General features: G+C 44.5%; 17 protein-coding genes. 6 read left to right on the forward strand and 11 right to left on the reverse strand.

The window, feature by feature from the left end; genetic code table 11:
• Nucleotides 1-35: 35 nt before the first annotated feature.
• The 3 genes from ACXHJ2_RS11125 to ACXHJ2_RS11135 all read right to left on the reverse strand — a co-directional run bounded on the left by ACXHJ2_RS11125 (nt 36) and on the right by ACXHJ2_RS11135 (nt 4,500).
• Nucleotides 36-584, reverse strand: coding sequence for a GNAT family N-acetyltransferase (locus ACXHJ2_RS11125; RefSeq protein ID WP_025675225.1), 549 nt, complete (start codon nt 582-584; stop codon nt 36-38).
• A gap of 288 nt (nt 585-872) precedes the next feature.
• Nucleotides 873-1,376 carry a ferritin gene (locus tag ACXHJ2_RS11130; RefSeq protein ID WP_013371107.1) on the reverse strand — a complete coding sequence of 168 codons (504 nt, stop codon included), beginning with the start codon at nt 1,374-1,376 and terminating at the stop codon, nt 873-875.
• A 136-nt stretch (nt 1,377-1,512) separates the two neighbouring features.
• Complete coding sequence (locus ACXHJ2_RS11135) at nt 1,513-4,500, reverse strand: glycoside hydrolase family 48 protein (protein ID WP_165083575.1); 2,988 nt, start codon at nt 4,498-4,500, stop codon at nt 1,513-1,515.
• A gap of 276 nt (nt 4,501-4,776) precedes the next feature.
• On the opposite strand from ACXHJ2_RS11135, the gene ACXHJ2_RS11140 reads away from it, so the two are divergent.
• Nucleotides 4,777-5,145: a DUF423 domain-containing protein gene (locus ACXHJ2_RS11140; protein ID WP_025675219.1), complete on the forward strand. Its 369-nt coding sequence runs from the start codon at nt 4,777-4,779 to the stop codon at nt 5,143-5,145.
• Nucleotides 5,146-5,226: 81 nt separating this feature from the next.
• Here the strand turns inward: ACXHJ2_RS11140 and ACXHJ2_RS11145 are convergent, their stop codons facing one another.
• Nucleotides 5,227-6,084, reverse strand: coding sequence for a sugar phosphate isomerase/epimerase family protein (locus tag ACXHJ2_RS11145; RefSeq protein ID WP_013371104.1), 858 nt, complete (start codon nt 6,082-6,084; stop codon nt 5,227-5,229).
• Nucleotides 6,085-6,103: 19 nt separating this feature from the next.
• Nucleotides 6,104-6,838, reverse strand: a complete 735-nt coding sequence (locus tag ACXHJ2_RS11150) for a thioesterase II family protein (protein WP_165083577.1) — start codon at nt 6,836-6,838, stop codon at nt 6,104-6,106.
• Between the two features lie 223 nt (nt 6,839-7,061).
• Here ACXHJ2_RS11150 and ACXHJ2_RS11155 point away from each other — a divergent pair, with 223 nt between their 5' ends.
• The 3 genes from ACXHJ2_RS11155 to ACXHJ2_RS11165 all read left to right on the forward strand — a co-directional run bounded on the left by ACXHJ2_RS11155 (nt 7,062) and on the right by ACXHJ2_RS11165 (nt 11,402).
• Nucleotides 7,062-9,497: a GH36-type glycosyl hydrolase domain-containing protein gene (locus tag ACXHJ2_RS11155; protein WP_165083578.1), complete on the forward strand. Its 2,436-nt coding sequence runs from the start codon at nt 7,062-7,064 to the stop codon at nt 9,495-9,497.
• Nucleotides 9,498-9,593: 96 nt separating this feature from the next.
• Nucleotides 9,594-10,718 (forward strand): GGDEF domain-containing protein, encoded by a 1,125-nt coding sequence (locus tag ACXHJ2_RS11160; RefSeq protein ID WP_090739243.1) that lies wholly within the window; start codon nt 9,594-9,596, stop codon nt 10,716-10,718.
• Nucleotides 10,719-10,883: 165 nt separating this feature from the next.
• Nucleotides 10,884-11,402, forward strand: coding sequence for an NAD(P)H-dependent oxidoreductase (locus ACXHJ2_RS11165; protein ID WP_013371098.1), 519 nt, complete (start codon nt 10,884-10,886; stop codon nt 11,400-11,402).
• A gap of 94 nt (nt 11,403-11,496) precedes the next feature.
• Here ACXHJ2_RS11165 and ectB read toward each other — a convergent pair whose 3' ends face one another.
• Nucleotides 11,497-12,759: a diaminobutyrate--2-oxoglutarate transaminase gene (gene ectB / locus ACXHJ2_RS11170; RefSeq protein ID WP_058712083.1), complete on the reverse strand. Its 1,263-nt coding sequence runs from the start codon at nt 12,757-12,759 to the stop codon at nt 11,497-11,499.
• A 545-nt stretch (nt 12,760-13,304) separates the two neighbouring features.
• On the opposite strand from ectB, the gene ACXHJ2_RS11175 reads away from it, so the two are divergent.
• Nucleotides 13,305-13,997: a response regulator transcription factor gene (locus ACXHJ2_RS11175; RefSeq protein ID WP_013371096.1), complete on the forward strand. Its 693-nt coding sequence runs from the start codon at nt 13,305-13,307 to the stop codon at nt 13,995-13,997.
• Between the two features lie 5 nt (nt 13,998-14,002).
• Here the strand turns inward: ACXHJ2_RS11175 and ACXHJ2_RS11180 are convergent, their stop codons facing one another.
• From ACXHJ2_RS11180 to ACXHJ2_RS11200, 5 genes are all read right to left on the reverse strand, one after another.
• Nucleotides 14,003-16,567, reverse strand: a complete 2,565-nt coding sequence (locus ACXHJ2_RS11180; protein ID WP_165083580.1) for a hybrid sensor histidine kinase/response regulator — start codon at nt 16,565-16,567, stop codon at nt 14,003-14,005.
• A 145-nt stretch (nt 16,568-16,712) separates the two neighbouring features.
• Nucleotides 16,713-18,713, reverse strand: coding sequence for a methyl-accepting chemotaxis protein (locus tag ACXHJ2_RS11185; protein ID WP_165083582.1), 2,001 nt, complete (start codon nt 18,711-18,713; stop codon nt 16,713-16,715).
• 386 nt (nt 18,714-19,099) lie between these two features.
• Nucleotides 19,100-21,175, reverse strand: a complete 2,076-nt coding sequence (locus ACXHJ2_RS11190; protein ID WP_058831307.1) for a thioredoxin domain-containing protein — start codon at nt 21,173-21,175, stop codon at nt 19,100-19,102.
• A gap of 202 nt (nt 21,176-21,377) precedes the next feature.
• Nucleotides 21,378-22,382, reverse strand: a complete 1,005-nt coding sequence (locus ACXHJ2_RS11195; RefSeq protein ID WP_165083584.1) for an alpha/beta hydrolase fold domain-containing protein — start codon at nt 22,380-22,382, stop codon at nt 21,378-21,380.
• Between the two features lie 359 nt (nt 22,383-22,741).
• Nucleotides 22,742-23,011, reverse strand: coding sequence for a CD3324 family protein (locus tag ACXHJ2_RS11200; RefSeq protein WP_013371091.1), 270 nt, complete (start codon nt 23,009-23,011; stop codon nt 22,742-22,744).
• A 342-nt stretch (nt 23,012-23,353) separates the two neighbouring features.
• On the opposite strand from ACXHJ2_RS11200, the gene ACXHJ2_RS11205 reads away from it, so the two are divergent.
• Nucleotides 23,354-24,100, forward strand: coding sequence for a TetR/AcrR family transcriptional regulator (locus tag ACXHJ2_RS11205; RefSeq protein ID WP_165083586.1), 747 nt, complete (start codon nt 23,354-23,356; stop codon nt 24,098-24,100).
• Nucleotides 24,101-24,104 lie beyond the last annotated feature (4 nt).

A 24,104-nucleotide genomic window follows, 5' to 3' on the forward strand; every position in this document is an offset into this window, starting at 1 on the left:
CTGCTGCGAACTCTAGGCTTCCCCAGTGATCGGGTCTAATTTCGATGAGCAGTCTCGGCTTCATTCTTTTCATGGATGTAGGTGGAGAATAATTCAGGATTCACTACTTTACGCAGTAAATGCATCGTCCCGTCCCCTGTTCCATGGTCAAAAGCATGAATACGTTCATATCCCCAACGCTCATACATGGATAATAAATAAGGATGTTTTTCCGCAGTCGCTAATGTCACTGCAGGAGCTCCGACCTTATCACGAATAACCGTTTGTTCTACCCAGTTCAGCAGTTTTTTACCATATCCTTTGCCCTGAGCAGCCGGATCTACGGCAAACCACATCACAAACGGAAGATCAGTTATAAAATTAAGGGCTCTATTTTTTAGATGACTAACGGTAGCCTGGATGACACCATCGACTTCCAGCACATAGCAATCATTATTTTTAATGTTCTCTTGAATGAGAGCAACGTCTGCCTGAGCGGCAGGCCATTTAAGCTCCAACTGCCGAATTGTTTCATATGCCTCATACGTTACATACTGCAATCTTTCTGCGTCCTCTTGTCGTGCCAGACGATAGATCTCGCTCATAGTCCCCCGCCTCCCTGTAGTGCTGTAATAATGTACGCAAACGACTTTACAACTAATCCTATCTTTTTAATCAGATATAAAAGTTAACATAACTGTAGCATGCTAACCATTCAGCGACAAATTAAATTTTTCTATAACTCCATTTAAAATAACAATATCCCTTGAGGCTTGAAACCTCATTAATTAAAAATAACGCAAAAAAAGCCCGAAAACCGGGCTTTTTTACTTTGTAAACCCAAAGAATGCTGTCCCTGTCTCTGGGGCATTTAAACGAACCTGTACGCTGTGTTATTCCGCAGGGGCAACAAAGCTGCGTTTGGCAAACTCGCTGTCCAGCATATAAAAGGCATTGCTGTCTCTTTCAATGCGCTTAAGCTTCTGGATAACACTATCGAACAGAGCTTCCTCTTCGACTTGCTCATCAATAAACCATTTCAGGAAATGGATCGTCGCATGCTCACGTGCATCGAGGGCCAAGTCAGCCAAGTGATAAAATTTTTGTGTATTTTGCTGCTCATGCTTGTAGCCATGTTCAAATACATCCAGCATGGAATCATAGCTATTTTTGGGCTCCGGTAATGCTGCCAATGTGGCGCGTCCTCGACGGTCATTAATGTATCTATACAGTTTCATGGCATGAAACCGTTCCTCCTCCGCTTGTACCAGGAAGAAGTTTGCAAACCCATCCAGACTTTCACTGGAGCAATAAGCAGCCATCGCCAGATATACGTGAGCAGAGTAAAATTCAAAGTTCATTTGCTCGTTCAGAGCCTGTGCCAAATTGTCATTCATGTCTCAGGTCACCTCGGTCAGATATGTAATGATGTAACGATCATAGTGTACCACGAATCCGATCACAAAAAAACGGACGGAAGTGAATTCAAGCATACTCACGTTCCGCCCGCCGTGCTCAACATTTAGTTCACAATCAAGGCTCCAGACCCCAGACACGTTTATCGTTTATATACAGAGGTGCTTTCTCCCAATCTGTATAAGAGGTCTTGGTTGCATCATAGGAAAAATCATCGCTTTCGTTATAGTTGCTCCAATCTGACTTGTTCATACGAATCTGGATATCTCCCGTATTTTCTCCAGCTGCCAGGCTTCCCGCACCGGCTCCAAAGGAAATTTCCAGATAGTAGTCTGCCCCATTAACGGCCTTATCCAGTTTCACAAAACGTCCCTGAATGTTGCTACTGCCTAATTGCGCATAATCACAGTGGAACTCCTGCGCCTTATCGCCATCTACGGTATAGTAGTATCTCAGCTTAACGTTTTTCAGATCCAGAGCCTCTTTCCCCTTATTTACGACACGGAAGAGTGGTCGAATCTGGTTATCTCCCGGGTTGGTGTCGCCCACACGGTATTGGGCAATTACATCTCCCTTTGCCGGAATCGGCGCTGCTGTTGGCTTGGCGCTGACCTCAGCAGAATCCGGGCTGGTTCCTAAGGAGTTTGTTGCAGTTGTTACATAATAATAAATGGTTTCATTCACCACCCCTGTATCCTTGTAAGTGGCGTCAGTTACCGTTGCTACCGTGGTATACGGGCCACCACTGGTTGTGGAGCGCTTAACCGTGTAGCTATCAGCACCTGTCGCTTTGCTCCAAGTTAGTGTAACTTGTGCATCCCCTGCACTTGCCTTCACATTTGACGGAGCTTTAGGAGCTGTAGGTTCGGCTGGTCCACTACCATTAATGAGACGGTCATACTCTGCATAAGCAGTTGCCATATCTACTTGGGACCAGAAACGGTGATACGTAAATTCTGGTGCACCTTTATCCCATTTTTGGGTCTGTTTGTTCCATGAAGTCGTGTATTTGTCTTTAAGATAGGACCATTGCGGATCTTTGGTGATATTAGGACGGATGTCGCTATAGCTGGAATACGTACCATTGCCACCCTTGGCCGGATCAGACGGTGTAGCGTCTGTGCCTGGGATCGTGTTTCCTTGCCCAGTCTTGCCACTCCATCCGCTCGGGATATATACTTCTTTAGTAAAATAACGATAATAATCCTCACGTGCTTCCTTCGTTGTAATTCCTATACCGTCGTTATAGCCCCATGCTGCATCAAGCAAGGTTTTTGACAGATCTTTGGCTTCCTTTCCTAACTCGGTGTAGTCTCCTTTTTCAGCTTTTGTTCCGGCAGCAAAGAAGGTCAGCGCTTTCACATAACTGCCCAACACTCCTGCATCCTGTCCTGGATTTTTTGTTACTACATGAAGATTGGCATTCCCTTTATGATTGGCAAATCCGCTCCAAGTCTCGGGCTTTCCACTCCATTCCAGATTGCTCGGCAGCCAGAACTCACCTTTAGCTGCTGTTGTGGCTACCTTCGGATTTTTGCCACCCAGAATACGCTTGCCTTGTGCATCCAAATAGTATCCCTGCGCGTCTGTTACAGGCCGTTCGTCGGCAAATACATAGCTCTTGGACCATTCGATCCAGTTTTCCGTCACTTGTTTAGCCATTTTAAACTGCTCAGACGAAGTATCACCTTTCTTGGCTAAAATATAGTACAGCTCCGCAATCCGCTCGACAGGCCAAGCCTGCATTCCAAACCAGTTGTTGGACGGTGGATCTTGGTATACAGGAGCCCCTGTATAAGCCATGCCATAAAAAGTGCTCGTACCAGAGGGATACGCCTTGTAGGCGCCATCCCAGCTATTCGTTGCTCCACCTGCAATGGCCCCCTCATCAGATTGCAGCCAAGTATAAAATTCCAATTGGCGCTTGAGCGAGGTCGCCCAGTCCTGTCCTGCCGTAGGTGAATTTGGAATCAATCCGCTATCCTTATCGGATAACGCATATGCAGCAACGACATTCTGGTAGCCCTGATGCGCATGGCTTGCACCAATACGCCAAGCCCAGTTGCCGCTTTGGCCTAGCCCGCCGCCCCAAGCCGTATACCATGCCATTAGATAAAGACTGGCATCCTTGCCCGTACCAGCAATCGGACTTCCGTTGGAAGCGCTTCCTACTTTCTGGAAGTATTTATCGTACATGCCGTAACGCAAGAAGTCTCCCATCTTTTTCGCTTTGTCCAAATATACCTGGTTGTCGTAACCCAGTTCTTTCGCCCAGTACATGGCTTGAACCGCCCGTGCGTCCGCATCCGTGGCATTCGTGTAGCGCCATTGCTGTGCAGGAGCATTATTTTCCTTGGTGAACAGGCTCATAAAGCCTTCATTAGGCTTGCCAAACTTGTGATTATCCTGCGATGGATGCGGTACGGCCTCCCAGACCGATTCCTGTTCTCCACGCTGGAAAGTGTTCACATAGGTCGCCGTATGCGACGGATTCAGCAGATTGCCAAAACCGTACCAATTGTCTACATCCAGCAGCCAATGCATCAGGTAGGTCTGATTGTTGCCATAGGTTGCCTTCAGCTCAGAGTCCAGCGGGTCCTTGCCAGCACCATACTGACCACTCAGACGGCTTGGGTACTGATCCGGCTGCGGATATTCTGCGGCATAAGTGGCAGGGCTGTTCGGGTTATAGTTACTCATTGTAGGCTGCTCTTCCTTACCGTCACCCTCATTAACAGGAATGATATATTTCTCCATGTTGTCCCATGCCGATTCCAAATGCCCCCAATCACCAGTATAATGACCATAGAGAACTTCCAGCCACATCCAGTAGCTATATGCTTCCGAGGTCGTTAAGTGTCCATAGTCAGGAGCCTCGCTCATCAGTGTTTCAACGGAATGATAAGGGATACCTTCTTTTGAAAAGTAACCGCTAGCCGGGTCCTTTAGCTGTTTATACATTTGCAGAAAGCGTGTCGATTCAGGGGTTGCGGCTGATGCACGGTCGGGTTCGGCCTGAAATAAGCCCAAGCTTAACGGAAGTACCAAAATGGCTGACATGACCATAGAGACAGATTTTCTGAACACTGATTTTCTACTGATCACTTTTGCATTCATCCTCTCCATTATCAATTTTGGCTTTACTCAAAATTTGATTCCGAAAAACGACAGCATAAAAAGACAGCGCCATCACCTCACTTTCCCGTTATAAAGGTGGAGGACACGCTGTCCATAGCTCCAAATGCTTCACATTGGCCCTGGCAAGAATATACCACACTAGTTGCCAAATGAGAGTCGAAAAATTCTATATGTTTAGAGTTGCACAAGGAAATTGACGAAATCGATAGGAATCGGTACTATTTCACAAGGAGGCGTTAAATCATGAATTTGTTGCTGTTGCTTGGCTGTATTGTGATGTTTTTAGCTGTAGCTCTGGGAGCATTCGGGGCGCATGCGTTGAAAAAAAGACTTTCTGCAGACATGATGAGCATATTCCAGACAGGAATTCAATATCAAATTGCTCACGGTTTGGGTTTGTTGCTGCTGGGAGTTCTTGCAGGCAACCTGGTCCATTCTTCTCTTATTGTAACCGCTGGTTGGGTTATGCTGGTGGGCATTCTCCTGTTTTCCGGCAGTCTGTATGTTCTTAGTGTGTCTGGTGTGAAAAAGCTTGGAGCCATCACCCCGATTGGCGGGCTGGCTTTTTTGGCAAGCTGGGTGATGGTGATGGTGGCGGTAATGCAAGGCTAAACAAATGAACAGAGACTTGGAAAATTAGGCGCTTCCAAGTCTCCTGAATCATGACCGAATTATTGATGAATATGAAAGTGTCTATGATTTCGTTTGCACTTGCTGTGCTTTCTGAGCCGCAATCCGATGACCTTCGATATAGCGTTTGGATTGAGCCATCTCATGCTCCTGAGCAGCTTCCATAATAATATGGACCCCTGGCTTGTACTGCTCCAGCAGTTCCATATATAGACCATAGTTCATGTCACCAAAACCCGGCGGTACGGTCTCGATCTCACCTGATGATGACAGACGCCGGTCTTTGGCATGCGCTGCGATAATCCGAGGTCCCAGCAGCTGAAAAGCTTCGCGGATGATCTCATCCTGTCGGGCCAAATTTTCCGTTTTTAGCAAATTACCCGGATCAATCACAACGCCAATGTGTGAAGAGGGCACTTCTTCCAAGAAGGTAGCAAGCTCTGCTGCTGTTCCGACCAAGTGATCGTTAGCAGCTTCCAATCCTACGAATACCCCCCATTTTTCCGCCTCATCTGCTAATTCTCGTACAACTTCTTTTACAACTCTCCAGTCCCGTTCCGAATAAGGGGTCCCGTCCTCATTGCGTCCGACTTCAGCTGCGACCATTGGTGCTCCTAACAGACCCGCATATCGGATCAGCTCTTTGAAACGCTCTACATTCTCACGTAACAATTCCTCATCCTGTACAAAAAAATGCAAATAACAACCGAGCACTGATATGGATACCCCATGCTTACGAAATTCCTCTGCGATAGACGATGCTAATCCTGGATTGAACTTGCCAGGTTTATTAAAATCGACATCGCTGATCGCTCTCCATGGAGCAAGCTGAACATGAGTAAAGCCCGCTTCACCTACCTTTGCAGCCAACTCACGATAAGGCAACTTGCCAAACAAATGTGCCAATACACCTACTGTCACTAAAAATCACCTCTTTTTTTTAATTTTGTATTCTACTAGTCACTGTACTCAGCTCCAAAGACTCATTGATAATGTTTGTAATTCGTTCTACTTCATCATGAATAAAAAAGTGTCCTCCTTCAAAGGTAAACACACGAAATTGCTTATCCGTATGCTGTGCCCACGCCTCCGCATCTTGTAGGGTCACCGTGTTGTCGGTCAGTCCTGTCAGGGCGGTGATAGGGCAATGTAAAGGCGTATCTTTATCCATATACTTATACATCTCGACAGCTTTGAAATCTGCTCTTAATACTGGCATAAAATAGTCATACAATTCCTGATTGTCAAAAATGGCTTCCGAAAGCTGACCGTACCGTCGCAAATGTGTTCTAAATTGATCTGCGGGCAGATCATGTAACCACGGGACATTTCTCGGGACATGCGGTGCTCGTCCACCCGAAACAAATAGATGAGCCGGCTTCCCATATCCTCCGGCCACCAGCTTATAATACAGCTCGAACGCAATCATTGTTCCCATGCTGTGACCGTATATGGCATAAGGATCGCCAGGAACTAACTCTTGGCTGATTTGGTGCAGCAGATCCTCGCTCATCTCCTCAATGCTATCCTTTAGCGGTTCACCAGAACGAATACCTCTGCCCGCCAATTCCAAAGGGACAAGTTTAATCTGTGGGAGCAGCAGCTTTTTCCACTTGAAGCTGACTGATGCCGATCCACCTGCATACGGGATGAAAAATAATGTGATAGGTGCCATTCTTGCAACCTCCTGTCTTGCTAAATCCTACCTTTTTTAGTTTAGCACAAAAAGGTATATTTACCCATTTCAAATATTTTGCAAATTCGAAAAAGAAGGTTAACGAATTCAAGCACATTTTGTTTAAGGCAGGAAATGTCTTCTTTCAGGAAGAACTGCTGAATGTTTGAATATAATCATGTGTTGGGTCTTTTATTTTCCAATTTGAGAGGAGTCCTGCGCCATGAAGTATGGTTTCTTCGATGATGCCAACCAAGAATATGTTATCCACACCCCTCAAACCCCATATCCCTGGATAAATTATTTAGGTAATGAACGATTTTTTGGACTGATCTCCAATACAGGCGGCGGCTATGCATTTTACCGAGACGCTCGCTTACGTCGTTTAACACGTTATCGGTACAACAATATTCCTGTCGATAATGGCGGTCGCTATTTTTATATTTATGATGATGGAGATTATTGGACTCCGGGCTGGATGCCGGTTAAAAGAGAGTTGGAGCAGTATGAATGCCGTCATGGGCTTGGCTATACCTCAATTATGGGTGAACGCAGAGGTATTCGGGCTACGCAACTAGCTTTTGTGCCCCTTTCCTTTGACGGCGAGGTCCACCAGGTCAAGCTTCAGAACACATCGTTACAAACTAAAAAGATCAAACTCTTTTCATTCGTTGAATTTTGCCTGTGGAACGCCTATGACGATATGACCAATTTTCAGCGTAACTTGAACACAGGCGAAGTTGAAATACAGGATTCTGTCATTTATCACAAGACGGAATACCGCGAACGCCGCAATCACTATGCTTTTTTCTCTGCGAATCGTCCGCTGGCGGGCTATGATACAGACCGTGAAGCTTTTTTGGGTCTCTACAATGGACTGGATCAGCCCCAAACCATCACCGCAGGGCAAGCGTCTAACTCGATAGCCAGCGGCTGGTCCCCTATCGGATCGCATTGCATTGAGATCACACTGGAGCCTGGCGAAGAAACAAGCTGTAACTTTGTACTCGGTTATGTGGAAAACCCAGAGGAAGAGAAATGGGAGTCTCCGGGTATTATTAACAAAAAACGGGCTCATGCCATGATCGCGCAATTTGCGGATGAAACCGATGTGGAACGAGCATTGAGTGAGCTACGAAGTTATTGGAACGATCTGTTGTCCAAGTATACCCTTCAAAGTCATGACGACAATCTGAACCGAATGGTGAACATATGGAACCCATATCAATGTATGGTTACATTCAATTTGTCACGTTCGGCCTCGTATTTTGAATCCGGTATTGGACGTGGTATGGGTTTTCGGGATTCAAATCAAGACTTGCTCGGCTTCGTCCACCAAATACCGGAGCGGGCAAGGGAGCGGATTATCGACATTGCTTCTACTCAGTTTGAAAACGGCGGGACATATCATCAGTACCAACCGTTGACCAAAAAAGGAAATCACGAGGTTGGCGGTGGCTTTAACGATGATCCGTTGTGGCTTATCGTCGGTACCTCAGCGTATATTAAAGAAACTGGAGACTTTGGCATTCTGGATGAACAAGTTCCCTTTGACGGCAATGTAGATCGTGCCGCTTCGCTGTTTGAACACTTGAAGCGTTCTTTTTACCATGTTGTAGACAATCTAGGTCCCCATGGTCTTCCGCTTATTGGCCGGGCTGACTGGAACGACTGTCTCAATCTCAACTGTTTTTCCGCTACACCAGATGAGTCCTATCAGACGACACAGAATTTGGAGGGCCGAATAGCCGAATCTGTGTTTATCGCCGGACTATTCGTATATACTGGACCGGATTTTATTGAGCTTTGCAAGCGCAGAGGTTTGAATGAAGAAGCAGCCACAGCTCAAGCACATGTGGATCGTATGCGAACAGCCACATTGGAGCATGGGTTTGACGGGGAATGGTTCTTACGTGCGTACGACCATTATGGTAACAAAATAGGGAGCAAGGATTGTGAAGAAGGGCAAATTTTCATAGAACCTCAGGGCTTCTGTGTAATGGCAGGAATTGGCGTTAAAGAAGGTCTCGCTCATAAAGCTCTCGACTCTACACGTGATCGACTGGAAACTCCCTACGGCATTGTACTACAACATCCGCCTTATTCCCGCTACTATATGAATCTAGGTGAAATCTCTTCTTACCCTCCTGGCTATAAGGAAAATGCAGGTATTTTCTGTCACAATAACCCCTGGATTATGATGGCAGAAGCTGTCATAGGACGCGGGGATCGCGCTTTCGAGCTGTATAGCAAAATTGCTCCCGCTTATCTAGAGGACATCAGCGACATTCATCGTACCGAGCCGTATGTGTATGCTCAAATGATCGCGGGTAAGGATGCAGTTCGTGAAGGTGAAGCCAAGAATTCCTGGCTGACAGGTACTGCGGCATGGAATTTTATAGCTATTACTCAATCCATCCTCGGTATTCAGCCGGAATGGGACGGTCTGCGTATTGATCCGTGCATCCCCAAATCTTGGGGAGAATTCACAGTCACCCGCGTCTTCCGTGGCGACACCTATGTGATTCATATCACGAATCCGCAACACGTCTCCAAAGGTGTAGCTACAGTTACCGTAGATGGCACTGTTCTAACGAATAATATTCTGCCGGTTGCAGGAGATGGAACTATTCACCAGGTAAAAGTGTTGCTGGGCTAAACGAGTTCATGCCCTTCAAAAAAATTAGCTTCAACTTCACCACATAGTATCTTATAATACGAGAATGGCTATAGATACATTAAGTGTGGTGACATCATGAACAAGACAAAACGGCTTACTCAAACCATGGATTACAGAACAAAGCAAGCCCGCTGGGTGCGCAAAATGTTATTACTTTACTGGATGATTATAACCGTACATTTTATCGTCCAGCTGGGCAGCTACTTATTCCTTGATTATCCCGCTTCGCCTTATGAATTTTACGTTGGGGTCCTTATTGTTCCCACACTAATCATGAGTGGATCCAACTTACTTGCAGAGCTGGCACATTTTAAATTTAGTAGGTATTCTTTCGCGATTCTATTTATGGCAAGCACCGTCATTTGTTGGATGATTATTCGCCTAAACTATGATATCCGGATTATTCCAGCGTTGTGCTTGTTGCCCATTTTTTCTTCGATTCTGTTTTTCAATCGTCGCTTAATATGGTTTTCTTTTGCACTGCAAGTGATCGTCTTTTTTCTATTGCTAGCAATAGATGGATCATTCCGCAGCTATTTGTCAGACTTTGATATCGTGGCGATTCCAACATTTTTAATTATGTCTACTTTTCTTGCCCTTATTATTCAGGCCAGCGGCCGCGATTTGTTAGTGGATTTATACAAGACAAAGCGCGCCCAGCAGGAATTAATGATCAGCAACGCGATTATCAGCAAAATGTCTATGACCGATGGTTTGACGAAGCTTTATAATCATTTGTCTTTTCAAAACTTTTATGAAAAAGCACTCGAATATGCCGAACAAGGAGCGATCATCCATCTGGCGTTAGTGGATATTGATAATTTCAAGAAGATCAATGACACTTACGGACATCAGTTTGGAGATAAAATTTTGGAAGGCATCTCGCAAATCATCACAGAGCAAATTACAGCAAATGACATTCCGGCCCGCTATGGCGGCGAGGAGTTTGCTATTTTAATGTTCGAGCATACTTTTGAGGAAGCTTATCAGATTGTGGAGAACATTCGGCGTGAAGTGGAGAAAATGACCTTTCAGGAGAAAATGCAAATCGTTTCTGTAACCGTAAGCATTGGATTAAAAAGCTATACCGAGGATATGAACAAAGACAAAGATGTATTTTTTCAGGAGACAGACGACTATCTGTATCAAGCCAAGCGCTCCGGTAAAAATAAAATTGTTGCTCTTGACCATATCGCTTAATGTAAAAAATGCATTTAATGCAACTCCGGCATAGATTGTCGGAGTTTTTTGTATGTAGAACTCAAAATTGAGAAGAGTTGACAATTTTGTGGGTTGAATCTAAAATCGTTACATGCGTAATGGTTATTTACTTACGAAAAATAAGCTTTGAGGAGATGGTTTTACATGTCAACACTCGTTATTGTTGTTCATCCTGATCTTGCGGAATCTCGTATTAACAAAAGATGGATGCAAGAACTCAAGAAGCAATCCAGTGTGACCGTTCACAACCTGTATGAAGTATATCCGGATGAGCAAATCAACGTTGCCCATGAGCAGAAACTGCTAGAGCAGCATGATCGTATCGTTCTGCAATTCCCCTTTTACTGGTATAGCAGTCCTCCCCTGCTGAAAAAATGGCTGGATAAGGTTTTAACTTACGGGTGGGCTTATGGAAGCGAAGGTGGCAAGCTACAGGGCAAAGAGTTGTTGATCGCCTTGTCCGCTGCCAGCGTGGAGGAAAACTATCAACATGGCGGACGAAACAGATACACGATCGAAGAACTGTTGAGACCTTTTGAAGCTACAGGCCATATGATTGGTGTTAAATTGCTTCCTTATTTCGTGCAGTATGGTGCCGCAACTTTGACAGATGAGCAGTTGGAGCAATCTGCACTAAAATACGCGCAGGCGGTTATTTCTTAATTTTCACAAAAAAAACCTTGGAAGGTGGCACACACCTGCTTACCTTACAGCAGACGGCTGCTCCAACCAAGGGGTTTTGCTAATGGAATTACATTTACAGCGTAACCAAGTTACTGGTTATCTGTGCCATGCTTTCTTTAATAATGTTGCAACCCTTGCTCAAGTTCTCCATACTTATCGTTAATGCAGGCATAATTTTGAGCACCGTATCGTTACGCCCAGCTCGCTCAATAATAAGTCCCTTACTAAAGCAGAGAGTTGCTACCTCCTTGGCGAAGGCTTCTCCCAGATGGGTCACATCAATTCCCCAGATCAGTCCCAAGCCGCGAATTTCAATGAGTGGATCAATCTTTTGGATATGTTCACGCAAGAACTGCTGAACAAAAGCCTCTTTTTCCTTCACTTGTGCTTCTAGCCCTACCGTGTCTCTGAACTCCAGCGCTGCCTTGGCTCCGACAAACGCTAGCTGATTCCCACGGAAAGTGCCGTTATGTTCCCCTGGACTCCAAATGTCCAGTTCTGGCTTAAGTAGCAACAAAGACATTGGCAGACCGTATCCACTGATCGACTTGGACAAGACAACCATATCAGGAACAATTCCTGCTCGCTCAAACGAGAAGAACGAACCAACTCGGCCGCAACCGACCTGAATATCATCAACAATGAGCAAAATATCGTGATCATCGCACAGCTGTCGCAACTCACGCAGCCATTCGTTATCTGCGATATTAATACCACCCTCAGCCTGTACCGTTTCCAAAATAATCGCAGCAGGCTTTTCCACACCAGAATGAGTGTCTGTTAAAAGCTGTTCCATGTACAAAATCGTATCCATTCCGTTAAACGTGCTGTTATAAGGTATAAAGGTAACATTATTCAGTGGGACTCCTGCGCTCTCTCGCATGGAATTGTTGCTGGTAATAGATAAACTACCCAGCGACATACCGTGGAAACCGCCCATAAAAGCAAAAACGCCATTTCTTTTTTTCACCTTACGCGCAAGTTTCAGTGCTGCTTCCACCGCATTGGTTCCCGTTGGTCCGCAAAATTGAAGCTTATAATTCAAGCCCTTAGGCTGGAGAATACGCTCGGAAAAAGACTCCATAAACTCTTGCTTGGCCGTGGTGTACATATCCAGACCATGCATGATCCGATCGGAGGTTAAATAATCTAGTAACCGGTTTTTCATAAAGTCATTATTATGCCCGTAATTTAGAGCCCCTGCCCCGGCAAAAAAGTCAATATATCCCTCTCCTGCCTCCGTGTACAAAACATCATTTTTCGCTTTGTTGAAAACAACTGGAAAACTTCTGCAATAGGATCTTACATTGGACTCCAGTGTTTCGAATGTGTTCATAATCATTCGTCCTCCCGCTGACCTGATTTTTGAAAGAATACAAGCAAGGAAAGCAAAAAAAGTGTAAATATGTAATCTAAAATGAGTAGACAGTCTGAAATCACATTGGGATATCCACACCATAAAATCATGAGTACGATCACTAGAACATATAGAGTACAAAAGAATACAGAGATGCACATTGAGAGTAGATGAATGGAAGATTAAATAGTGGGGTTTTCTAAGAGGTCTGTCAGAGGATGTCAACTCCTATGTAATAAAATACCATAATTTTCATTAAAGTCAATGCATGTTTCTGAGATCTTTTGTTAATTTATTGTAATTTAAGGGCATTTCCTTGCAGTATATTGTTAAATAAATATGAAATATGATGTAATATAGTAATAAATCTCAAAAAAAGTACATTTTCATATCAAATAGATATATATCAAAACTGTCTGGCTACTGGGTTTCCAGAGTAAAACTGAGTTTTTGACAGACTGTCCAAAGGAGTTTACTCTATCAAAAGAACTTGCTAAATTTAAAAATAGATAAGGAAACATATCATGTCTAATGTTTTGATTATTGAAGATGATAATATGCTGGGTGACACTCTCTCCTTATATTTAACAGGGGAAGGCTACAACGTTACTCGAGTGGAACTAGCAACTGAGGGAATTGCCCTACTCGATAAAGAACAGCCCGATATTATTCTGCTAGATCTGTTGCTTCCAGATTTGGATGGCGTGAATCCCTGCCCGCTGATACGCAAGCATACGGACGTGCCAATCATCGTGATTTCGACAGAAAACAACATTTCAGAGCGCATTCGTACACTTACGTTGGGAGCAGATGATTATATTTGCAAGCCTTTTAGTATGCAGGAGCTCAAAGCAAGGATCGAGGCTCTTTTCCGTCGGATTAAAATCACACGCTTGCAAGGAAGAAACACTTCACCTGAAGCTGAACCTGAAAACGGCATTTCTTTGGATCTGGCGAGAAGAATGGTTATCGTTAATGGCCAGATGGTAGAGATGACCTATTCGGAATTTGAGCTGATGAAGCTTTTTTATTCGAACCGAGGAATTGTATTTAGTAGATATGCCTTGATTCAGGCTCTCCGTGGCACAGACTCCTTTATTAATGAGAGGGCAGTGGACGTACATATTAACCATTTACGCAGAAAAATCGAAAAAGACCCCAAGAAACCACAATTGATTAAGACCATCTGGGGAATCGGCTACAAATTTATGCAATAACACAGTTAGATCCAGGGAATGGATGATTTAATTTGATTAATCTCCTTTTGAACTATACTCAGTTGCTCTCTCCAGTCTGGATACAGTTCTCCCCCTGAGGTTTCATTGCTGCGCTTCAATGCTCTCTCCAACTTTATCACCTTTGCCAGCAGCTCAGTCGCACACAGATTCCCCGTCCCTCCCTTCAGCGAGTGAATTAATCGAAGAGCAGAGGATAACTGACCATTATCCATTTTTCTCACAACTCTCTTATCAAGATACTGGTATTCCTGTATCCATTTATGTAGGGCAAATTGAAAAATATACACCTTGCCATCCATACTGGCTATCGCCTTCTCCGCGTGAATGCCATGTAATTCTTGCAGCCACGCTAAATGGATCCAGCTATTTAATATTCTTGTTGCGGTCAATTTATGTACAGGCTTGAGCAGTACGTCATTAATGCCTGCACGAAGACAAATTTCCTGTTGAGTCTGCATAGCATCCGCGGTAAAAGCGATAACGGGGAGTCTGTTAAAAGCCCTGTTTCTTCGAATATGTCTGGCCGTCTCAAAACCATCCATTTCCGGCATATGTAGATCAAGCAGCACCATATCCCAGGAACATCGCCCCAGTAACTCTATTACTTCTCTTCCATTTGTGACTATCGTTACCTCAAAACCGCGCTCTGCCAAAAACTCGGTTATCACTACTTGGCTAATCTCGTTATCCTCCGCTACGAGGATTTGATACTTTTGTGTTGAGACCCCTACTTCATATTGCAAATTCATGGTTGCAACAGCTTCCAGACTATGATGATCTACCGACACTGACTTTTCCTGCTCGTGGCTAAAGCGGAGCACCTCCAGAAGAGCGTTCCGAGTTACTGGCTTAGACAAAAAGGCATCCACCCCATGTTCTGTAGCTTCAGCGGCTACTTCTTCCAACTGGAACACGGTTGTAAGCCCAATGACCTGAGTCATTTGCTTATCCAGTATATGAAACCAATGCCTCCATGATTCAAGTTCTCTAAAGCCTTCCATCCCCATATCAATCATAACAAAATCAAAATGTTCGCCCTTTTGAAATGCATCTGCATATTCCTGAAAGGATGAAACGGTGAGTGTTTGTAGTCCCAAATCTTGCAGTAATTCGTTTAGGCTGTGGCTCACCAGTTTATGCTGTGCAATGAATAAGGCTTTGCCGTTGATTGGTTTTTCTAACTGCGTATTTCTTGCATTTAAATCCCCGATATCCAACTCCACATTAAAGTAAAATTGACTATACTCTCCTAAACAGCTCTTCACTTCTACGCTACCACCCATAGCTTCAGCCAATTGCTTGCTAATAGCCAAACCCAGCCCGGAACCCCCATATCTGTGGGTTGATGTGCTCACTTGGGTAAAAGGGACAAATAGCTTGTCCATTCCCGTCTTGGAAATGCCTATGCCCGTATCTTCTACCATAAAAGTGACACTCACTCGTCCGTCCTGCTGGCCTACCATTTTTACCTGTAACAAAACATGCCCTTGATCTGTGAATTTAATGGCGTTGGTCATAAGATTTAAAAGTACTTGCTCCATTCGAAGCGGGTCTCCCTTGAAGCTTTTCGGCAATTCCGGGTCTGTTATAAAAACGACCTCTATTTCTTTATGTTCCAGCAAAGTCCCAATAGTATCTGCGAGATGCCGAAGCATGTTTTCCAACTCAAATTCGACCCTTTCCAGTTCCAGCTTACAAGCCTCTATCTTGGAAAAATCCAATACATTATTGAGCATGTCTAAAAGAGTACCCGAGGAGGCGAGCAGCTTGTGGAGGTAATCTTTTTGAACGTCAGTCAGTTGAGTCTTACTCAACAGCTTTGAGAGCCCGATGATGCCATTCAGCGGCGTTCGAATTTCGTGGCTCATATGAGCTAGAAAAATGCTTTTTGCATGGTTAGATTCACTCATCTCCTTTCTTTTCTGCTCGGAAGCTTTATACTCCGTAATATCCAATACATGACCGATGACATATCTGGTGAACCCGTCGACCCTGACAGGATGCAAGGTAATTAAAGCTGAATATTCCCAAAACTCCAATTCAAATACGGTCCGATCCCCGAACCAAGCCTGTTTGTAGTATTCGGTAAGCTGCTCCAGTGTTTCAGAGGAAAGCTCCAAAATATCCCCAATACGCTTCACATGCTCCCATTTATTGAAATTGACTTGCAGATTCAGACCCATACGCTCCAGCAATTCACCATCAAGCAGCATATAATAAAATTCATCACCCCTTTTCTCCAGCCTGAAGGTAAAGCCAGGTTGAACTCGAAGTAAAGTTAGCAGATCATGATTTTTGTCCAACAATCGCTGTCCATATGTATAATTGGTGGGGGTTAGGGCCTGCCCAAACAGAGTCATGAACAATAGACCAATCCCTATTTCCAACACACAGGTCAGCAGTGTTCTATCACTTATGCCAAAATATAAGAACAGAATTCCTGCCAGTCCATAAAATACGCCTGTGATCGACTGACGAATGAGCTGACGCTGAAAAATCAAAACTAACAATAATATCACGATCGTATATAGCAATAAATCTCGAACCAAGTGTTTCGTCCTCCTTGTAATCTCTCATATGTTGCCAGAAGCTGTATCGGAAATATAAAAAAAACTCAGGACAGATTCCTTATGCCATAAGGCTCTGTCCCGAGCATTTATTGTACTATAGATTCCATAACGTTCAAGCTCGTATTTAATATTTGAAACGACTGACCATCACCTTCAAATCAGCAGCCATATTGGAAAGCAACTGAGCAGAAGCCGAAATTTCCTCCATAGAAGCCAATTGCTCTTGTGAGGAGGCGGCAACTTCTTCAGATGTGGCGGCATTACCGGTTGCAATCGTCGCTAGCTCACTGGCTGTTGCTGCAATCTCTTGTACACTAGCTGATATTTGCTGGGCAATCGAGGCAACATCATCTATCTGAGGCGTAGTCTCCCGAATGCCTTCCATCGCATGATTCAGCTTCACAATGGTCTCTTTGGAAATCTGTAGTCCGTCCTTCACCTCAGTCGTGACCCTATCCATCGTTTCCACCGTAGTTTCGGTTTCTTGCTGAATTTCGCCAATCAAGTTGGCAATCTGGGTGGCAGAACTCTGAGACTGTTCTGCCAGCTTACGCACCTCATCCGCAACGATGGCAAAGCCTTTACCATGATCACCTGCTCTAGCAGCCTCAATAGCTGCATTCAAGGCCAACAGGTTCGTCTGATTGGAGATATCGCCAATGACCTTCGTAATTTCTCCAATTTCATGAGAGCGGGCTTGCAAGGTCTGAATCATCCGGTTGGAACGCTCTACTGACTGGTGAATGGAATTCATCTGCTCGCCTGTCTGTTCCACAGATTTTCGTCCTTCCTCAGCTTGTAAGGCAGAACGTCTGGCCAAATCCGCTACTGAAGTCGAGCGTTCAGCAATTCGGGTGATTCCTTGTGCTATTTCATCCAGTGCAACCGAATTATTTTCCAGCCCCGTAGTCTGCTTCTCCGCACCGCTAGCAATTTCTTGCACAGCCTGGGATACCTGCTCACTTGCAGCGCTGGTTTGTTCCGCACTTATCGTCAGCTCATTCGAAGAAAGAGCGACGTGATCCGCACTGTTTCCTACGTTCTGAATAACGGATCGCAAGTTGTGCTGCATATTCTGAAAAGCTGCTCCTAATTCTCCAATCTCATCCTTGCTCATGACTTGAATGTCCTGTGTCAGATCTCCTGCGCTCACATTTACCGCCTGTTCTTTAAGCTTTAAAATCGGTTTGATGATGGAACGGATTAGGAAATAAACAATAATAACACCAATCACAAGACAACCGACAATAGTAAGCAAAGTGCTGAACAAAATCGGCTGAGCTGCTTCATCAACTTCAGATAAATATAGCGTTCCGCCTATCTTCCAGCCTGTCAGCTTATTGGTCGCATAGTTCATATACTTGGGCTGACCTTCATATTCATATTCGTATTCACCTGTGTCGCTCTGAAACATGCGTGATTCAATATCTGTAATTTTGGCGCCTGCTGCCTTCGTTGGATGAACAATGTAAGTATGGTTGCTATCCAGCAATATGGCATAACCTTCATGACCTACTTTAATATTGTTCAATGTCTCTTTAATACCACTAATTTTCAGGTCAATACCAATAACACCGGATCCATCTGTCGTTGCTCTCGACACCGTAACCGTCATCTGCTTTGAGTCTGCCGAAAGATAAGGTGAACTAATCGCTGTCTTTGTATTTCCCTTTATCGCTTCATCATACCAAGGTCTAATACGTGGATCATAATTATCTGGTAATTGCTTTGGTGGATAGGTTGTAAGTTTAGCGTCTTTCGTACCATAATAGATGGATTCTGCTTCTGGGTGAAGTGCAGCATATTGCTTAAACAACTCTTTCAGTTTAGCCGCTTGTTCCTCGGTCTCTACCCGATTGCCTTTTAGTCTTTCTGCAAAATATTCTGCATCATGTAGCTTGGGTTCAATAGTACTATCAATAATAAAATTAGTACGAATTATAGCCTGCTCGGCACTTTCTTCGATCTGGTTTCGAATCTGCTGACTAGCGCTCTCAAACGAAAGAGCCCCCACAATCATGGATGGTATGATCAGAAAGGCAATAAAGGCCACCATTAGCTTTGTTTTAAAATTTTTGCTGAGTACCCTTATTATCTTCCATTTTTCCCCTGAAAACTTCTTCATTACTTAGCATCTCCATTTCATCGCCTGAATTTCGTAACCTATGGTGAGCCGCTTCGTCTTGTCTATGATGGCAGTCACCCGACAGATTCCCTTTCACGTTTTTTCACATCTCCTGCTGAAATGCTTGGATATAAAAAGATATAAACACGCTAGTTGAATAGGTATATGTACTTATTTTCGAACACCACAAGGCTAAACGGAACCGGTTCTTTGATATAATATACCTAAAAATTATTAAAAAAAATGCAATGTAGATGTTAAGAAAATGTTAGTTTCACTACACTATACCTACCTCTTTACATAAAATATCCCCTTGAAGGTGGCACACATAAGGTCATTGATCGAAAATCACCATATGCTCCACCCGCAAGGGGATTAAATTCGCTTTATTCTATTCTATCCAGCATAGCCTTAAGGTCGTCGATATGGGTGACAGGTGCCTGACAGGCAAAATGTTCACACACATATACGGCTGGTTTGCCATCCACAAGATCGTAATCATGGATATAAGGAGCTATTTCTGCAATCTCCGGCTGTCCTTTATCCTTAAAAATAACAACCATATTTGGCCTAAAACCAGCTTGAACCTCCTGAACGAACTGGGCAGTCTGCGGATCATTCCTTTGACCTACAATGACAATCTCACTCGTCTTTCCCGTCGCATACAACAACGCGCTGAGCAGCGCTGAGTGGCCTGAGGGGTAATGAGCAACCATCCCGCCAAAAGCCTTAAACTGCTTGGCAGCATAGTCTTCCAATCGAGTTTCCCCCGTTAGCCGCGCAAGTCGCACAAAATTATGGGCCGCAATGCTGTTACCCGACGGAATCGCACCATCATAAATTTCTTTGGGTCTGGATATCAATTGTTCGCTATCTGATCCGGTAAAGAATAACCCGTCCCGTTCTTCATCCCAAAACAGATCAATCATATTCTGATTAAGCGTCAGTGCCCGCTGCAGATATTGTACATCGAAGGTCGCCTGGTACAACTCGATCAAACCCCACACATAAAAAGCATAATCATCTACATAGCCGAGGTAAGCTGCCTGACCATCCCGATACCGTGCCAATAGGCGTCCGTCTTCCCGTCTCAAATGGTTCCACAAGAACGTCTCTGCCTTTCGAGCTTGCTCTGTATATCTGGTATCTCCAAAAGCTTGCCCCGCCTTGGCCAAAGCAGCAATCATCAACCCGTTCCACGAGGTCAAAATCTTGTCATCCTTCTGAGGATGAACCCGCTGCTCCCTGGCAGTAAACAGCTTGGCCTTTAGCTCACTGACCCGCTGCTCCAGTTCTGGCTCGGTCAAGTCATGCTTGTTCCCGTAGCCTTCTAAATTGATATCAATCAGGTTTGGAATGTTGTGACCTTCAAAATTACCGTAAGGTGTGATTCCGTACAAGTCGTTGAAAAAAGAGGCATCCTCATCGCCCAATACAGCCTTTATCTCAGAGTCGCTCCAGACGTAAAATCTCCCCTCTTCTCCTTCAGAATCCGCGTCCTCTGCCGAATAAAAGGCACCTCCTGCATCCGTCATGTCTCTTGCGATATATGTAAAAATTTGTTCAGTGATCTGTCGGTACAGTCTTTTGCCTGTCACCTGCCAAGCTTCTGTATACGTGATGGCCAACAAAGCGTTATCATATAGCATTTTTTCAAAATGCGGCACCAACCATTTCTCGTCCACTGAGTACCTTGAGAATCCCATGCCTACATGGTCGTAGATTCCGCCCCGTGACATCGCATCCAGCGTCTTCTCTACCATTTCCAGTGCCTGCTGGTTCCCCGTAGGTTGTGCATATCGCAGCAGAAAAGACAAGTTATGTGGAGAAGGAAACTTCGGTGCTTCTCCGAAGCCACCATATTCATGATCGAAGGTGTGACTGTATTCATGAAAAGCTTTATTCAAGCATTGATCATCCAGTTCTCCGCGATAACCAGCAAGCAAGTCCTGTCGTTCATGCTCGGTAAGTACCTGCTCACTCAGCTCCATCAGCTCATCCGGCTGTTCTTTCCATCGGATTCCCACCTTACCCAGCAACTCCAAAAGTCCGACACGCCCAAACTTCTGCTCCTTTGGCAAATACGTACCCGCAAAAAAAGGCTTCTGATCCGGCGTCATCATAATCGTCAGCGGCCAGCCCCCATGCCCCGTCATCGTCTCACAGATGGACATATAAATATGATCCACGTCCGGACGTTCCTCTCGATCCACTTTAATGGATACGTAATCCTGATTTAATACCTCAGCTACCTCTTGATCCTCAAAAGATTCTCTCTCCATCACATGACACCAATGACAAGTCGAATAGCCAATCGACAAAAAAATTGGCTTGTTATCACGCTTAGCAATTTCAAAAGCCTCATCTGACCAAGGGAACCAGTTTACCGGATTGTAAGCATGTTGTAATAGGTACGGTGATTTTTCCTTGGCTAATCTATTCGGTTTGCTGCTCGTTGACATGGGGCATCACCACTTCCATAGTTGGATTTTATGCTTGGTATTATTTTACCCTAAATGGGTGGTAAAAGTCGGAAGAGTAGAAAAAATATAATGACTCTCAACCGAATCTATCAATTAATTATTTGTTCAGGTCATAAGTAGGTATGAAAAAGCACTGATGGATATTCTCCAACAGTGCTTTGTTTACTGCAATCGTACCTTATTAGCGTTTAGTATTATACTCATTAGAATTTATATCAAATATCTTCAGAGCTTTCAGTAAGGCGTGTTCACTTGTTCTAGCCCCTTCTTTTGAAAAATGCGCATTTGGAAAAGCGGGAGACATATGATGGTACCCGGGATAGACATGTAATTCCACTAAGACACCATCAAATACCAGTTGTTTAGCAAAAAATAAGGCTTCATCAATGAATAAATCAACGGTACCTATATTTATATAAGTCGGTGGCAACCCGGCCCAAGACTTGGCACGGGCCGGCACATAATATTCACTTACCTCCTCGGAACCCGGTTCAACCCCCAATACAGATTTCCAGCCAAAATAATTGCTTTGTTTTGTCCAAATAAACTCTCCTGCGTATGGATGCTCCGGTGCGATACTTGTGCGGTCATCTAGCATTGGCCTCATTAATCTTAGATGATGGATTTCGAATTCCTTTTGATCACGAATGTACAAAGCTAAGCCAGCCGCCAAACCGCCACCAGCGCTACTGCCCCCGACGGCAACTTTCTCAGTATCTATCCCTAACTCTTCCGCATGTTCAATACACCATTTTAGGCCCGAATAACAATCCTGTAACTGACTTGGCTGTACATGCTCTGGCGCTAGGCGATAGTACACAGATACACAACAGAAACCATGTTCTGCAGCAAGAGCTGCATTAGCAGGACGATCCACGACTGGACTTCCTAAGACCATCCCGCCTCCATGTATCGAATAATATAGAGGCATCTTATTATGCTTTGATTGTTTGGGCTTAATGATTTCTATTTGAATATCTGGACCGTTAAAATAACTTGGCACAACCCTTTTTTCCAATGTAACAGGGAACATCTGTGTTACATCTAATTGTTGCATCATTTGAGATTGGTTTTTACGTGATTCCATTAGTGTAGATTTGGTAAGGTCGGTTGTTGGTATTAAATCAACTGCACTGATAATTTCTGGATCAATCAGATGTCTGCTTCTACTTTTTTGCTCCCCCATAAATCTTCCCCACTTTCTTGTTTCAACGATAATGAATCAACACATGTTTCCCTTCATTTATTCAGAATCGGCACCGTTCCAAATCCGTTGTTGCTGTCGTTTATATTCATATTTTAAAGATTAAAATAAGCTCTATAAATGAAAACAACGAGTTAGAATCATTTTTGACATAAAAATAATAAATGTAAAAATGAAGTACAGCCTTTGAAATAGAAATTGAAATGCAAAAAAGTATTTGGGAATCTAGATGAGGCCAAAATTAAATTCATTGACGCGAGTATAGTACCACGCCACTTTGTAAATTAGTTATTATTTATGTTCACTTAATTGAATATCGATCGAATTCACCAGTGTATCCCCTACTTTTTATGTGAATACACAATTTTCTTAATGGTTTCGGTAGAAAGGAAAAACTCCTTAGCTAATTGCTCGATACTGCTGCGATTTTGAAAAGCATTTCTGATTTCGGTATTTCGCTGTTCAAGCAACCTTCTCCCGCCACTCAAACTGCCCCAATTCATATACTCCGTTTTTGGTTTAGGAATATACAGAGTCTCTCCTTGAACATATTTTTGAATTTCCGTAATTAGTTTTTGAGGTAAAACTTTTGTAGCATTCGTATATCTCAATTTTGCTCGCTCCTTATTTTGATTCTTTTTAAAATAAGGTGCAAAGCCAAAAATATTAAAAAAGCTTATTCAGCGTTAAAAAATTGTTTCGCCCCATACAAAGTAACGCTTTCCTAATAATTGGCTTTGCATGAGTGTAAGAAGTCACAGACAATCCCAATAGATTCTCCATCAGTAGGCACCCCCTTTTACTTCGCAAGTATAGCATAACTCTACTCACCTGATCTTCATCCGTTTACGAGGTGTTGCCGGGACGTTTGTTTGCTCACTCTTGTTATTCGCAAGCTAATGTTTTATATTGACATAATAGTAGGTCAAAAATAAAAGAGGTGAACGGACAAGATGTCTCCACGAACAAAGGAACAAAACGAAGAGATCCGGCTGCGGCGTCTGGCGCAAATCCGGAAAGCCGCTGCCGATGTGTTTTTGAATAAAGGGCCTTTACTGGAAATCCGCGATGTCGCCGTGCAGGCAGGACTCGGCTATGGCACGGTATACCATTATTACAGCAATAAGGGCAATTTGCTCCACGATCTGCTATGGGACGCATTGGAGCGGGCCGGGGGATGGCTGGAGACCCCGCTTGAGGCTCAACCGAAAGCCCCGCCCGCTTCGGCTTCGGAGAAGATGCCGGCAGGCGGGCATTTCGGCTTGGCTGCGGCGGCGGACACCGGGAACTCGGCTGTCGCGGATTCCCAAAGCGGAAGCCGCGAAACGGCCGCTGCCACAGAGCTTGGCCCCGTCGCCGCCGCTGGCGTCCGGCTGCTGCAGCTTTGGGCGGAGGACCACGCCCTGTACCTGCTGCATAAGTTGGCCGGTGAGGGCTTTGCCTCGCTGCCTGAAGGGCGCTCGGCCCCGCTCTCGGCCGCCTTTCGCCGGGAAGTGCTCACGCCGCTTGCCGCGCTGCTGGAAACCGATCGTGCGGCGGACGGGACTGCCGCTTCCGGCGGAAACGCGGCGGAGCCGCCGTATCGGCTACAGCGCACGGAAATGCTACTGGCCGCCTTGGTCGGCTGCGCCTCGCTTTCGCTTCGCCGCGGAAAGCTGCACGAGGAGGCCAGAGATATCGTCCGTTTTTTAAAATTATAGAATT

Source organism: Paenibacillus sp. ALE3, assembly GCF_054113405.1.

Excerpts from the sequence above, each read along its gene's own strand:
- ACXHJ2_RS11125 (WP_025675225.1), bottom strand. The coding sequence starts at position 584 with ATGAGCGAGATCTATCGTCTGGCACGACAAGAGGACGCAGAAAGATTG.
- ACXHJ2_RS11130 (WP_013371107.1), bottom strand. The coding sequence starts at position 1,376 with ATGAATGACAATTTGGCACAGGCTCTGAACGAGCAAATGAACTTTGAA.
- ACXHJ2_RS11175 (WP_013371096.1), top strand. The coding sequence starts at position 13,305 with ATGTCTAATGTTTTGATTATTGAAGATGATAATATGCTGGGTGACACT.
- ACXHJ2_RS11150 (WP_165083577.1), bottom strand. The coding sequence starts at position 6,838 with ATGGCACCTATCACATTATTTTTCATCCCGTATGCAGGTGGATCGGCA.
- ectB (WP_058712083.1), bottom strand. The coding sequence starts at position 12,759 with ATGAACACATTCGAAACACTGGAGTCCAATGTAAGATCCTATTGCAGA.
- ACXHJ2_RS11140 (WP_025675219.1), top strand. The coding sequence starts at position 4,777 with ATGAATTTGTTGCTGTTGCTTGGCTGTATTGTGATGTTTTTAGCTGTA.
- ACXHJ2_RS11160 (WP_090739243.1), top strand. The coding sequence starts at position 9,594 with ATGAACAAGACAAAACGGCTTACTCAAACCATGGATTACAGAACAAAG.
- ACXHJ2_RS11190 (WP_058831307.1), bottom strand. The coding sequence starts at position 21,175 with ATGTCAACGAGCAGCAAACCGAATAGATTAGCCAAGGAAAAATCACCG.
- ACXHJ2_RS11165 (WP_013371098.1), top strand. The coding sequence starts at position 10,884 with ATGTCAACACTCGTTATTGTTGTTCATCCTGATCTTGCGGAATCTCGT.
- ACXHJ2_RS11195 (WP_165083584.1), bottom strand. The coding sequence starts at position 22,382 with ATGGGGGAGCAAAAAAGTAGAAGCAGACATCTGATTGATCCAGAAATT.
- ACXHJ2_RS11185 (WP_165083582.1), bottom strand. The coding sequence starts at position 18,713 with ATGAAGAAGTTTTCAGGGGAAAAATGGAAGATAATAAGGGTACTCAGC.
- ACXHJ2_RS11205 (WP_165083586.1), top strand. The coding sequence starts at position 23,354 with ATGTCTCCACGAACAAAGGAACAAAACGAAGAGATCCGGCTGCGGCGT.
- ACXHJ2_RS11155 (WP_165083578.1), top strand. The coding sequence starts at position 7,062 with ATGAAGTATGGTTTCTTCGATGATGCCAACCAAGAATATGTTATCCAC.